Origin of the sequence: Candidatus Nanosynbacter lyticus (assembly GCF_030253515.1) — a bacterium.
In the GTDB taxonomy this organism is placed as follows: Bacteria; Patescibacteriota; Saccharimonadia; order Saccharimonadales; family Saccharimonadaceae; genus Nanosynbacter; species Nanosynbacter lyticus_A.
Window position 1 is genome coordinate 428,634 of sequence record NZ_CP124549.1, and the last position, 14,001, is coordinate 442,634.

Sequence of the window (14,001 nt, forward strand, 5' to 3'; positions counted from 1 at the left end):
ATTACGCTTCCTCCTTACTCAGCCACTCAGTGATTACTGGCAGAGCTTTCGGGGTCATGACAATAGTATCCGCATTCAGGATGTGGTAAACGCTGAGGTAGCTCGCGCGGATCACCAATACGTTCTGAATGTTGTTGCTTGCGCGCATCAATTCTGGTGTCTTTTCGTCCACGACGATCAGCACGCGGCGCTCAAGCTTGTTATCAGCCAAGAAGGTTGCGACTTCCTTGGTTTTGCCCGTCGTCTTGATATCTTTGACGACGATCTTCTTCGCTTCATTTGCTACCGTCAAGGCTTGGCGAATTGCCACTTTCTTGGCGGTTTTAGACAATTTTTTGGTGTAGTTTTCGTTGCCGCGTGGGCCAAAGACCACACCACCGCCGCGCCAGATTGGGTTACGGCTTGAGCCGAAACGCGCTCGACCAGTTCCCTTTTGCTTCCATGGCTTTTTACCACCACCGGAAACTTCACCACGCTGCTTGGTGGTTGCGCTTGCTAGGCGGGCGTTTGCCAGGTAGCTGTCATATGCCAATTTCAACAGTTCGTGGTTTGGCACGTCAACAGCAAAAATGTCTTTAGGAAGTTTGGTTGATTCAGCCATTACTTGTTACCTCCTAAAATGATCAGCCCTTTTCGTGGCCCAGGGACAGCGCCCTTTACCCCGATCAGATTGGTCTCTGGATCAACATATGCCACTTCCAGGTTCTTGACCGTAACACGCTCGTGACCCATGTGGCCAGCCATCGTCTTACCCTTGAACACTTTTTGTGGATACATCGAGCCAATTGAACCTGGCTTACGAGTATTACCCTTACCACCGTGCGTCTTGCGGTGACGCTTAAAGTTGTGGCGTTTAATGGTTCCAGCGAAACCTTTACCTTTGCTGGTTCCGGTCGCATCGACAGAATCGCCGACTTCGAACGCGGAAACGTTGATTTCATCGCCAACTTTGATTCCCTCAGGGATCTCGTCGACGCGGAATTCCCGAATGTGCTTCGGGGTCACTTGGGCTGGCTTCACGTGTCCAGCCACGGCCTTGCTCAGGTTCTTACCCTCTCCATAAGCGACCTGTACCGCATTGTAACCGTCGGTTTCGACAGTCTTCACCTGAGTCACGGTGACAGGGCCGGCTTGGATCAGCGTCACCGGAATGGCTTTGCCGTCTTCAGCCAAGAGCTGGGTCATACCAAGTTTGGTACCGAGAAGTGTTTTCACTTTTCCTCACTCCCACTTAAATACTCCTGATGACGTGCGGTTTCTGGGTTCCGAGTGAGGCGTTCATGACAAACGCTTCAACCATAGCCAGACCTGCTCATTCATCAAGGAGAACAGTTGATATTACGCGTAATAGAAATTACTCTGTGATTGTAACACACGTTGGTCTGTGACGTCAACAGTAGTAGGATGTTGGTCTAGACTATTGACATGGCGTTGATTACCTGCTACAATTTGGCAGTTTGAGTAAGTAACAGAAAGGAATAAGAGAAGTGACTGCGACACCAGACATGGTACGTTATAACACCGACGGCGCTAAAACCAATCAAGCAGAGTTCCAAGAGTGGCTTGGATCAGTAATTGAAAAAGGTATAGAGACAGGCGAGCTTGATCCAGAAAAAAGCTTTGGCTCTGAAAGTGAAAAAGGTGAAGATAGCCCGCTCCGCCAAGCAGCAGCTACCGCCATCATAGCTCATTGGAATAAGCTTGAGCACCAAGAGCAGATCACCAAGGACTAGAGGGCGTCTTGTAGTCGCCCGCCTAAATACCGCTCCACAACAGGAGCGGTATTTTAGTATCGTTTTATCACTACACGCTAGGCGTTGCGCTTCTCAATAATCTCCTGCGCCACGTTTGGCGGTACTTCCTCGTACTGCGCTAGCTCCATGGTGCTGGCTGCGCGGCCCTGCGACATCGAGCGGATGTCCGAGGTGTAGCCAAACATATTTGCTAGCGGCACGAAGGCCTTGACCAATTTGGCGCCGCCCATCAGATCTTCCATGGCGTCAATGCGGCCGCGGCGTGAGTTCAGGTCACCGATGATGTCGCCCATGAACTCTTCTGGAGTGGTTACTTCAACCTTCATGACCGGCTCGAGCAGAATTGGGGTGGCTTGCTTGATGCCTTCGCGGGCTGCCAACGAACCTGCCAACGAGAAGGCTAGTTCTGAGGAGTCGACATCGTGGTATGAACCATCGTACAGCGTCGCCTTGACATCAACCACTGGATAGCCAGCAATGACACCACCTTCCAAGGTTTCCTTGATACCCTTCATGACAGCCGGGCGATATTCCTGAGGAACCACGCCACCCTTAATCTCGTCGATGAATTCAAAGCCCTTGCCGGCCTCATTCGGCTCAAAGCGTACCCAAACGTCACCATATTGACCGCGACCACCAGACTGCTTGGCGTGCTTACCCTGGACTTCGGCGCGGCCCTTGATTGACTCGCGGAAGGCCACTTGCGGTTCACCGATATTCGCTTCAACCTTGAACTCGCGCTTCATACGGTCGATCAAGATATCCAGGTGCAACTCACCCATGCCGGACATAATCGTCTGACCAGTTTCTTCATCAGTGTGAATGCGGAAGGTTGGGTCTTCCTCAGCCAAACGCTGCAAGGCCAATGCCATCTTCTCTTGGTCAGCCTTTGATTTTGGCTCAACGGCGATGGATACTGGTGGCTCTGGGAACTCAATACTTTCCAGGGCAATTGGGTGCGCTGGATCAGTCAAGGTGTTACCGGTACCGGTGTTCTTCAGGCCAACCACCGCCGCGATGTCACCAGCACCAATCTTGTCAATCTCCTCGCGCTTGTCAGCATGCATGCGCACGATACGGCCGATACGCTCCTTATCGCCAGTGGTGGTGTTCAAGACGTAGCTGCCCGAATTCAGCACGCCAGAATAGACGCGGATAAAGATTAACTTACCAACAAATGGGTCAGTAGCGATCTTGAACGCGAGAGCGCTCATCGGCTCTTTTTCGTCTGGTTTGCGGCTCACTTCGTCGCCGGTCTTTGGATTTTTACCCCAAATTTCGTCAACATCCAGCGGGCTTGGCAAGTAGTCAACCATCAGGTCAAGCAGCTTCTCCACGATGACACCACGGCCGTCACCACCAGTGACTAAGAAGAAGTCACCAGCCAGCACTCGCTTACGCAGCGCCATTTTCAGTTCGTCGATAGTAATCGCTTCCTCACCCTGGTCGAGGAACTTCATCATCAATTCATCATCAGCCTCAACGGCATTTTCCACCAGCAGGGCGCGAGCATTCTTCGCCTTCTCCAGCATATCAGCCGGGATTTCGCCAACTTTCAACTCGTGGTCGGTGTAATCATCGTAGGTGTAGGCTTTCATGTCGACGAGGTCGACCACGCCGTTAATCGTCTTTTCAAAACCAATTGGGATGTGAATTGGAAAGGCTTGTTTGCTCAAGCGATTGTGAATTGATTCCAAAGATTTCCAGAAGTCGCCGCCGGTCTGGTTGATCTTGTTAACGAAGCAAATGCGCGGCACGCCGTATTTGTTAGCCTGGCGCCAGACGGTCTCAGACTGCGCCTCAACACCCATCTTGCCGTCAAACACGGTCACTGCGCCGTCGAGCACGCGTAGCGAACGCTCCACCTCAGCAGTAAAGTCGATGTGCCCTGGCGTGTCGATAATGTTAATCTTATGGTCTTTCCAGAAGCAGGTCACCGCCGCCGAGGTAATGGTAATGCCCCGCTCCTTTTCCTGCGCCATCCAGTCGGTGGTCGCACCGTCGCCGTCACCCTTAACTACACCAATCTTATGCGTCAAGCCAGTGCGGTACAAGATGCCCTCAGTGGTCGTCGTTTTACCGGCGTCAATGTGAGCAATGATACCAATATTTCTAAAGTTTTGTAATGGAACGTTTGCTGCCATTTGTCTTTCCTTTGTTAAAAATAGTTATTGTTCGAGATTCTCCGGAGCTATTTTGACGCACCAAAAAACTACGCTTGAGCTGTATTATAGCAGACGATTGGCGTTTTGTGAATGAGCCCTGTCTTAGCGCGGAATTTGGCTACGACCTGATTGGATTTGTTGTATACCCTTGGCCATGAGTAAATAATCTTTGTTTTGAGCATCAGACCGACCAAGGAGCGTTGCACGCACCATCATCACTAGAGAATCACAGACTCTCGTGGTGGCGAGGGTTTCCACGGAGACAGATTGCACATACATCGCACCCGCCGTATTCAATTCAACCCATTCCCTATTATGAAGCGCGAGGCCCTTATACATAATATCGTATGGCATATACGGATCAAGTGAAGCCAGTACCTTGCAGTGAATGTTTATCGCCTTAATCACTCGATTGAGGTCTCTATTTGACAATCGCCCAAAAGGAATTTCATCAATCGGAACATCTGCTAGCTCCCTGATCATCCGAGCTGAGTCGATACAGTTATTGTTTGGATCAACTAGTCGTATATTATTCAAATAATCAAGGACTTCAGGCGTGTACAGCTGTAAAATAGCCTTGGCCTGTTCAATATCCATCAGCTGCGGAAACTGGATAAGGACATCCAGCGGAACGACATACTGGGCCGTGGTGCCCTCTGGTGTTACGCCAAGACCACCAAGTGCGATTTCTGGATCAGACTTGTTCGCGACAATCAGGCAACCGGCGCACTGGAGTTTATGATCTTCAATATATACGTATTCTTCTCCGTTTTTGGTATGTTGTTGCACCCATCCGCTTACCGCCATCAGCTGACCGATAAGCCCGGCAAATAGTTCTTGGTTAATCCGCACAGTGGCTTCTAGATACTGATGAGGATTGAGCTTTCGAACGTCGGCCATTCGTTCTCGAGCCAGGCGGAGGACAGTGGCGACTTGCTGATTGAAAACAGCCTTATCAAGTAACGCAAGGTTCTCGGGCAGCGGGGTGGCAGATGGGGTAGACTCAGTCGTCATCTCTTAATCATACGGCGTAAAAGCCGACTGACGCAACCATAACCATAAAGCTCTTAGCGATAATTCACGCACTGCAGCGGCGTGTCATAATCATTTTCACGCATCAGGCTAATGACTTTCTGTAATTCATCTTTCGAGGCAGAGGTAACACGGACGAGGTCGCCTTGGATTTGCGGCTTGGCTTTGGGCGCCGCAGCGCGAATGTCGGCAGCAATGCGCTTGGCGGTCGGCTGGTCGAGGCCTTGCTTGAAAGGAATTTCCCAGGTGGTTTTGAGGTTTGAGGTGACCTTTTCTTTGGTGAGATCGAGGACTTTGCTCGACTGACCCCGAGCCGCCAGTTTCTTGCGCACAATGTCCAGCACCGCATCAACCTGCCAGTCGTTATCACCAGTGAACTTGAATCCTTTTTTATCATCCAGCCAGTCAATCCTAGCGCTCGTCCCCTTAAAATCGTACCGCCCTTGGATCTCTTTTTCCGCCTGCATGAAAACATTATTCAGCTCGGCTTTGTCAATTTCTGACACAATATCAAATGAAAAACTTGCCATTTACCCCTCCTCGTTTTCCTCATTATAACAAAAATCGCCCGTTTTTCAGAGCGATTTCTGAGTTCGCATTTCCTTGGCAATTAGCCGCGAGCAAAGTGGGCAAAGGCACGGTTAGCCTCAGCCATCTTGTGGGTATCTTCCTTCTTCTTGAAGGCAGCACCAGCTTCGTTGTAGGCGTCAACAATCTCTAGCGCCAAACGCTGTGAATATGGCATCCCACTACGAGCACGAGCTGATTGTACTAGCCAGCTAAACGCGTAGTGTAGCTGCCGGTGTCCCTGAACTGGGAACGGAATCTGGTAGTTCGCACCACCGACACGGCGGCTCTTCACCTCAAAGTTTGGGCTGACATTCTTGAGAGCTCGCTCAAAGACAGCAAGGGGGTCTTCAGAATCCAACTTCTTTGCGGCTGCTTCTAGAGCGGCATACACGGCACGCTCAGCCGCCAATTTTTTGCCGTCGAGCATTGACTTGTTAATCAAACGCTGCACCAGCACGCTTTGGTAGCGGCGGTCAGGTTGCAATTGGCGTTGTAGTTTCTTGGTAACTTTACGAGGCATGATTACTTATCCCCTTTCTTGGTACCGTACTTCGAACGGCCCCGCTTGCGGTTGTTGACACCCTGGAGGTCCAACGCACCACGGACGATGTGGTAACGCACACCCGGAAGATCAGGCACACGACCACCGCGGATCAAGACCACAGCGTGCTCCTGCAAGTTGTGGCCTTCACCACCGATGTAGGCCCAAACTTCGTAGCCGTTGTTCAGCTTCACACGGGCAACTTTACGCAGCGCTGAGTTTGGTTTCTTTGGTGTCTTGGTCGTCACACGCACACACACACCACGCTTGAGCGGTGCATTCTGGTCGTAGTAACGCGTTTTCAGGGCGTTGTGAATGCGACCCAGTGCTGGCGACTTGGACTTTTTCTTAGCCGTTTGGCGCGGTTTGCGCACCAATTGGTTGATTGTTGGCATCCAATTTCTCCTTGGTTGATTTACTAATGATGGCGATTTCGCCTAGTGGCTCTAGCGGGCTGGCGCGCGATTTCACACGCAAAAACCAGCTTCTCTTAGCGCCTACGGCTTGGATTCAGCAACTCCGCCCCGTGTCTATACCTTTTCTGCCGAGCGTGCAGCCTGTACACATTCAAACCACCGCGCGCCCCGAAAAGAGGAAACTCTGGGGAGATTATAGCATAGACTGCGTGCAATTGCTATAGAAAAACCGCCCCGTATCCATCGGAGCGGTTTCTGAGAAAAGAAGCTGGTTGGCTTATACGGCTACAGCTAATTCCTCTTCCTGGTTGTCTGCGAACTCGTCCTCACTTGGCTCGTCGGTTTCCGTCTCTTCGACAGCGCCCGTTCCCACTGGGATCTTGCGGCCGATGATGACGTTTTCCTTGAGGCCATGCAAGTGGTCAGCGCGGCCTGAGACAGCAGCGTTGATCAGCACGCGAGTGGTGTCCTGGAAGGACGCAGCAGATAGCCACGAATCGCTCCAGATGGACACCTTGGTGATACCGAGCAGCAATTGGGTATAGCTGATGAGGTTTTTGCCCTCAGCGGCTAGTTGCTTGTTGGTGTTCACCACTGCAGCCTTAGAGACGATATCGCCCGTCACAAAGTCGCTGTCGCCAGCATCTTCGATCTGGACGCGGCTGAACATCTGGCGAACGATGATCTCCAGGTGCTTGTCGGCCACGTCTTGACCCTGAGCGGCGTAAATGCGCAGCACTTCGTTGATGATGTAGCGCTGAGTCGCCTCGACGCCCTTCAGGCGCATCAAGTCGTGTAGGTTCAATGAACCAGCCGTCAAGCGATCACCAGCCTCGACAACGTCGTTAGCCTTGACGACCAATTGCATGTTGCCAGGAATCTCGTAGCGAGCCGGTGCGCCAGCTTCAGCAGCGATCACCAAGGTGTCTTCTGCTGCCTCAACCACACCATCAAATGGCGCGATGAGTGGGCGGGTGTCGCCTTCGCCAGTTGCCAGCACGTCGCCAGCCTTGACGCTTGAACCGGCCTTGACCATGATGGTTCGACCGTCCAGCGGCAAGCGCTCAACCTTGCCTGATTCTGGAGTAACTTGGACGATGTACTTCTTGCCATCTTCCCAAACGTCAACTAACCCGGCAATTTCCGTAACAAACGCCTGGCCCTTTGGTGTGCGCGCCTCGAACAATTCTTCAACACGCGGCAGACCCTGAGTGATGTCACCACCGGCTACACCGGAGTTGTGGAAGGTGCGCAAGGTCAACTGAGTACCTGGCTCACCGACTGATTGAGCAGCGATGACACCGACTGGCTGATGATTACCGACCAGTTTACCAGTTGACATGTCAACGCCGTAGCTGCGCTGCGGAATGCCGTTAAGGTTGTTGGTTGACAAGACTGATTGAATTTTGACGCTCTGGACGCTTTCATCGTCATCAATTGAGTCAGCGATTTCACGAGTGATCAATTCGTCCTTGTTGACGTGACCCGGAATCGTCTCGGCAGCATACCGACCAGCCAAGCGGTTCGAGAAGTCGATCATCGTTTCCTCGGTTTCTGAACGGTAGATTGCGTAACCTTCGTCGTCGCCCTCGGCGTCCTCAACGGTAAAGACGTCCTGTGCCACGTCGACCAAACGACGAGTCAGGTAACCTGAGTCAGCGGTCTTCAGCGCGGTGTCGATCAGACCCTTACGCGCACCACGTGTCGCCACGAAGGCCTCAAGGCTGGACAGACCACCGGTGTATGAGCTACGGATTGGCAGCTCGATCTCGCGGTTAGCCGCGTCAACCTGGATACCGATCATGGCACTGGCGAGCTTGACGTTCGAGATGTCACCACGAGCACCAGAGTTGACCATCATCGAGATACTGGTGTCCATGTGTGCCAGCTGATCCTGGAGGAAGGCTGTAATCTTATTGTCCACATTCCGCCAGGCATTCACCGTCAAGTTGTAGCGCTCGTCCTCGGTGATCAAACCTTGGTCGAATTGCTCGGAAATCAAGGCCGCCTTGGCGTCGCCCTCGGCCACGAACTCAGCGATTTCGTCAAAGTGCACGTAGTCGGTCATACCGGTTGACACGGCCGCAGTTGTGGCAAAGCGGAAGGCCTGACCCTTCATGCGGTCGGCAATCTTGGCAGTTTCCTCGGCGCCATACTTGTTGAAGATCTGCGCCAATACTTTCTTCAGCTGCTTCTTCGTCTGAACGTTGTTGTCATATGGGAAGTCCTCTGGCAAAATCTCGTTAAAGAAGACTCGGCCCAAGGTTGTCTGGCGCAATTTACCCTTGGCATAGATGCGAATTGGCGTTTGCAGTTGAATATCGCCCTTGTCGTACGCCAGTTCTGCCTCGTAGACCGAGCTGAACGCCTTGATGTGGTCAGTCTGTGCCTGCGGCTTGTCATACGTCAGGTAGTAGTTACCGAGCACGATGTCCTGCGAGATGTGCAGCACTGGCGCACCGTCGGCAGGCTTCAATAGGTTGTTAGTAGCGCTCATCAGCTCGCGTGCCTCGGCCTGCGCTTCCTTGGAAAGCGGCAGGTGGACAGCCATCTGGTCACCGTCAAAGTCAGCGTTAAAGCCGGCACAGACTAGCGGGTGCAGCTGAATTGCTTTACCTTCGACGAGGACTGGCTGGAAGGACTGAATTGACAGGCGGTGCAAGCTCGGCGCGCGGTTGAGCAACACGTACTTGCCCTTGATCGCCTCGTCCAGCGCATCCCACACAACCGCTTCACCCGACTCGATCAAGCGAGTCGCCGAGCGAATGTTGTGGGCAAATTCGCCCTTGATCAGCCAGCTGATGACAAACGGCTTGAATAGTTCAAGCGCCATTTGTTTTGGCAGGCCGCACTGATTGATCTTTAATTTTGGACCAACGACGATGACCGAGCGACCAGAGTAATCGACGCGCTTACCGAGCAGGTTCTGGCGGAAGCGGCCTTGCTTGCCTTTGAGCATATCGCTAATTGACTTGAGGCGACGACGGCTGCCAGTCGAGCTGACTGCCCGACCACCGCGCGCTGCTGCGTTGTCGATCAGGGCATCGACAGCCTCTTGCAGCATGCGTCGTTCATTGCGCTGAATCACTTCTGGCGCATTGAGCTCGACCAGCTTCTTCAGGCGATTGTTGCGGTTGATGATGCGGCGATACAAGTCGTTCAGGTCAGAGGTGGCAAACCGACCACCACTGAGGGCGACCATTGGACGTAAGTCTGGTGGGATGACTGGCAGTACCGTCAGGCAGAGGCTAGATGGCTTGATGCCAGCAGCCTGCATGCTCTCGAGCATCTTCAGGCGCTTGAGCAGTTTCTTCTCGCGCTGACCCTTGGCGTGTTCGGCTTCCTCGCTCAGCTGGGCGATCAGTTCTGACAGATCAATTTCATCCAGCAATGCCTTGAGCGCACTGGCACCCATGCCGACCTCGATCAGCTCGTCGTACTCTTCTGGCAAGTTACGATAATCCGTCTCCGAGATCAGCGCGCCCTTGACGAGGCCCTCAAGCTGCGTTTTCTTCGTCGTGTACTTGTCGTTAAGCTCGTCAACCTCGCGGCTCTGTTCCTTCGCCAGCTGCTTGATATCAGCACCGTCAGCCTCGGCGAGCTGCTCGTAACGCATCTTGATCGCCATCCGACCGGCCTCAGTCTCGGCCTCCAGATCCGCCAGATACTGGTCGCGCGTGGCCTCGTCAACCTTGAGAATGACATAGGTTGCAAAGTAAGCGATCCGCTCGATATTACGCACCGTCATCCCCAGTAGCAAGCTCATGGCGCTCGGCGTGCCGCGCATAAACCAAATGTGCGCTACTGGTGCGGCCAATTGAATGTGGCCCATGCGCTCGCGGCGGACGATTGACTTGGTGACGAGTTCACCATTCTTATCAACCGCAGCTTCGCGTGAACGAACACCTTTTAGCTTTGAGTCGTGTGGATTGATGTCCTTGACCGGACCAAAGATTCGCTCGCAGAACAAGCCGTCGCGCTCTGGCTTTTGGGTGCGATAGTTGATCGTCTCTGGCTTGAGAACCTCGCCGTGACTCCACTTCAGGATGTCCTCGGCGCTGGCCACCGCTAGGCGCACCGCATCAAAATCGCTAATTCCGGTCGCGTTAAATGAATATTGCGCCATCTTACGCCTCCTCCTTTATTTCTTCTACTTCGTCAATATCTTGTACGCTCATACCGGCCTCGATGTCGCCGATGTCGTCTGATTCGTCTAGGTAAACTTGATCATCGCCATCATCGTCGTCGCTGACAGTTTGTGGTACGGTCTTGTCGGCTGGGCCACTTGAAGCAATGACATGCTCAGCGTCAACCACGCCACCCTCATCAAGCAGATCAACCCGAAGGCCCAATCCCTGCAGCTCCTTGACGAGCACGTTGAAGGATTCTGGCAGTTTCGGCCCGACGATTGGCTCGTCCTTGATGATCGACTCGTAGGCCTTAGCCCGGCCATAGACGTCGTCAGACTTGATGGTTAGCATTTCCTGCAAGGTTGCCGCAGCGCCGTAGGCTTCCAGTGCCCAGACCTCCATCTCACCGAAGCGCTGACCACCGTTCTGCGCTTTACCACCGAGCGGCTGCTGAGTAACCATGGTGTATGGACCAGTTGAGCGGGCGTGGATCTTATCAGAGACCATGTGGTGTAGCTTAATCATGTGCATGACGCCGACTGTGGTGCGCTCCTCAAAGGCTTCACCGGTGCGGCCATCGAACAGTTGGCTCTTACCATCGCGCGCCAGTCCTGCTTTTTCTAATTCATCAGAAATCGTGGCTGACGGCACACCATCAAACGACGGCGTCGCCACACGGTAGCCTAGTGCTCGTGCCGCCATACCGAGGTGCGTCTCAAACAGCTGACCGAGGTTCATGCGGCTTGGCACACCCAGTGGGTTCAAGATCACGTCAACTGGCGTACCGTCCTCCATGAATGGCATATCCTCGACTGGCAGTACCCGCGCAACCACACCCTTGTTACCGAAGCGGCCGGCCATCTTGTCACCGACACCGATCTTGCGCATCTGCGCCACAAAGATCTGGATTTGCATCAACACGCCAGCCTTGAGCTCGTGGCCATTCTCGCGGCTAAAGATCTTGACACCGACGACCTTGCCGCCGCCAGCATTATTCATCCGCTGCGAGGTGTCGCGGACATCCTTGGCTTTTTCACCAAAGATAGCGCGTAGCAGGCGCTCCTCAGAGCTGAGTTCCTGCTCACCTTTCGGCGTAATCTTACCAACCAAGACGTCACCAGCCTTGACCTCAGAACCGATTTGCACGATACCGTTTTCGTCGAGGTGGCGCAGACTGTCTTCTGACACATTCGGAATGTCGCGGGTGACGATCTCTGGGCCGAGCTTGGTCTCGCGAACCTCAACGTTATAATCCTTGATGTTGATACTGGTCAGGCGGTCGTCCTCCACCAAGCGGCGGCTGAGGATAATCGCGTCCTCCATGTTGTAACCGCCCCACGGCATAAAGGCCACCGTCAGGTTTCGTCCCAGCGCGATCTCGCCCTCGGCAATCGACGCACCCTCGACGAGGATGTCGCCCTGCTTGACCCTATCGCCACGGGCTACCCGAACCTTTTGGTTGTAGCAGCGATCGTCATTGTTCTTGACGAAGTGTCGCAGTGCGTAGACCTTGACGCCATCAGCATACTTGACATGAATTTCATCAGCATCAGCCCGCACCACTTCGCCATCAGCCTCGGCCTGGATCAAGTGGCCGCTATTCTCGGCCACCGCCTGCTCGATACCGGTACCGACAACCGCTGGCTCTGGCGTGAGCAGCGGCACTGCTTGACGCTGCATGTTTGAGCCGGTCAAGGCGCGGTCAACACGGGTTTTTTCGATAAACGGCACCAGCGCCGCCGTCGAGCCGAGGATCTGCTTGTGAGCAGCGTCCATAAAGGTAACTTCTTCGACGTCAACCTGACCTGGCTGGAGGAATTTACGGGCGCTGACACGGCTGTCGGTGAACGACTTGTCGTCATTCAAGCGTGCTCCGGCGTCGGCGATGACTTCGCTGGCTTCCTGGGCAGCATCCAGATAGACCACTTCATCCGTCACCCGACCATCGGTGACGCGCAGGTACGGCGTCTCGATAAAGCCATATTCATTCACCCGCGCGTAGGTCGCGAGGTTTAGCACCAAGCCAACGTTGGCACCTTCTGGTGTTTCCACCGAACAGATACGACCATAGTGCGTTGGGTGAGCGTCGCGAACGTCAAAACCAGCGCGCTCGCGGCTCAAACCACCGGGGCCCATCGAACTCAATCGGCGCTTATGGCTGAGTTCGGACAGTGGATTGACCTCATCAAGGAGCTGACTCAGCTGCGAACTGGTAAAGAACTCGCGCACTGCTGCCACCACCGGCCGCGCATTGATCAACTGGCTCGGCGTAATGTTCTCCATATCAGCCACGCTCATCCGGTCCATGGCGTTGCGCTGCATCCTGAGCATACCGACGCGGAACTGACGGGCAATCAGCTCGCCGACCAGCTTGACGCGGCGATTACTCAGCGCATCAATATCATCAGCTGGCTCTTGGGTATTGTTGAGGCGAATGATCTCGCGGATGATGGCCACCAGGTCGCTCATCTGGAAAATACGGTTTTCAGCAGTGTTGGCAACGTCGAGGCCCAGGCGCTGGTCCATCTTGTACCGGCCGACCCGAGAATAATCAAAGCGCTTGAAATCAAAGAACATTCGCTCGATCATCTGGCGCGCATTATCAACTGTCGCCAGATCGCCCGGCCGCAGGCGACGATAGACTTCGATCAGCGCTTCATTAGCGCCACGCGCGGTATCTTTTTCAAGCGTTTCCTGAATGTAGCTGGTCTCGCCCGTGTCAATGTCAGCAAATAATTCACGAATTTCTGATGTTTTTGGATGGCCCAAAGCCCGCAGCAAAGTCGTCACCGGCAATTTGCGACGACGGTCAATCTTGACATAAATCGTGCCATTAGTCGCCGTTTCAAATTCCAGCCATGCGCCGCGGCCTGGGATCATCTTGGCACCGTAGTAATTGCGGCCAGCCACGGTATCAGCCGTAAAGAACACACCAGCCGAGCGGATCAACTGGCTAACCACCACGCGCTCGGTACCGTTGATGATAAAGGTACCGCGCTCGGTCATCCATGGATAATCGCCGAGGTAGATTTCCTGCTCTTTGACTTCACCCGTCACTTTGTTGGTGAGTTCAACAGTTGCATGCAGCGGCGCTTCAAACGTCAAATTGTTTTCCTTGGCGAACTGATCAGTGGTCTTTGGCTCGTCAAAATGATAACTGCCGAACCGCAGCGCCAACTTCTGACCAGTGTAGTCGTCAATTGGGTTAATTTCTGAAAAGATTTCGCTCAAACCATCCTCGACGAACCAGCGCCACGAGTCCTCTTGGTGAGCGATGAGATTTGGCATGGCGATCGCACTGTCTGTCCCAGTGAAAAAGACGCGCGCGCCACGAGTGGTCTGTTGAGCCACAGGCGTTACTCCTCGCATTGATTATAATTGGTGATCACGGCC

Annotated in this window: 11 protein-coding genes; 1 reads left to right on the forward strand and 10 read right to left on the reverse strand. The window is 53.6% G+C overall.

The window, feature by feature from the left end; all coding sequences use genetic code 11:
* Nucleotide 1: 1 nt before the first annotated feature.
* Nucleotides 2–601 (reverse strand): 50S ribosomal protein L4, encoded by a 600-nt coding sequence (gene rplD / locus NLML1_RS02330; protein WP_285441225.1) that lies wholly within the window; start codon nt 599–601, stop codon nt 2–4.
* On the reverse strand, nt 601–1,215 hold the full coding sequence (gene rplC / locus NLML1_RS02335; protein ID WP_285441226.1) for a 50S ribosomal protein L3: 615 nt from the start codon (nt 1,213–1,215) through the stop codon (nt 601–603). Before rplC ends, rplD begins: the two co-directional genes overlap by 1 nt.
* A gap of 272 nt (nt 1,216–1,487) precedes the next feature.
* Between rplC and NLML1_RS02340 the strand changes: the two genes are divergently transcribed.
* Complete coding sequence (locus tag NLML1_RS02340; RefSeq protein ID WP_285441227.1) at nt 1,488–1,733, forward strand: hypothetical protein; 246 nt, start codon at nt 1,488–1,490, stop codon at nt 1,731–1,733.
* 77 nt (nt 1,734–1,810) lie between these two features.
* Here the strand turns inward: NLML1_RS02340 and fusA are convergent, their stop codons facing one another.
* From fusA to rpoB, 8 genes are all read right to left on the reverse strand, one after another.
* Nucleotides 1,811–3,898 carry an elongation factor G gene (gene fusA / locus NLML1_RS02345; protein ID WP_285441228.1) on the reverse strand — a complete coding sequence of 696 codons (2,088 nt, stop codon included), beginning with the start codon at nt 3,896–3,898 and terminating at the stop codon, nt 1,811–1,813.
* A 123-nt stretch (nt 3,899–4,021) separates the two neighbouring features.
* Nucleotides 4,022–4,933, reverse strand: a complete 912-nt coding sequence (locus NLML1_RS02350; RefSeq protein WP_285441229.1) for a hypothetical protein — start codon at nt 4,931–4,933, stop codon at nt 4,022–4,024.
* Between the two features lie 53 nt (nt 4,934–4,986).
* Entirely contained in the window at nt 4,987–5,481 is a 495-nt protein-coding gene (locus NLML1_RS02355) for a YajQ family cyclic di-GMP-binding protein (RefSeq protein ID WP_285441230.1), read from the reverse strand.
* 80 nt (nt 5,482–5,561) lie between these two features.
* Complete coding sequence (rpsG, locus tag NLML1_RS02360) at nt 5,562–6,041, reverse strand: 30S ribosomal protein S7 (RefSeq protein WP_285441231.1); 480 nt, start codon at nt 6,039–6,041, stop codon at nt 5,562–5,564.
* 2 nt (nt 6,042–6,043) lie between these two features.
* A complete protein-coding gene (rpsL, locus tag NLML1_RS02365; RefSeq protein WP_039327447.1) occupies nt 6,044–6,457 on the reverse strand; it encodes a 30S ribosomal protein S12 in 414 nt (137 codons plus the stop codon).
* The gene (locus NLML1_RS02370) at nt 6,411–6,539 is read right to left on the reverse strand and encodes a hypothetical protein (RefSeq protein ID WP_285441232.1); all 129 of its coding nucleotides are present in this window, start codon (nt 6,537–6,539) and stop codon (nt 6,411–6,413) included. The genes rpsL and NLML1_RS02370 overlap by 47 nt, the downstream gene beginning before the upstream one ends.
* A 216-nt stretch (nt 6,540–6,755) precedes the next feature.
* Nucleotides 6,756–10,604 carry a DNA-directed RNA polymerase subunit beta' gene (rpoC, locus tag NLML1_RS02375; RefSeq protein ID WP_285441233.1) on the reverse strand — a complete coding sequence of 1,283 codons (3,849 nt, stop codon included), beginning with the start codon at nt 10,602–10,604 and terminating at the stop codon, nt 6,756–6,758.
* 1 nt (nt 10,605) lies between these two features.
* Nucleotides 10,606–13,959, reverse strand: coding sequence for a DNA-directed RNA polymerase subunit beta (rpoB, locus tag NLML1_RS02380; RefSeq protein WP_285441234.1), 3,354 nt, complete (start codon nt 13,957–13,959; stop codon nt 10,606–10,608).
* Between the last annotated feature and the right edge of the window lie 42 nt (nt 13,960–14,001).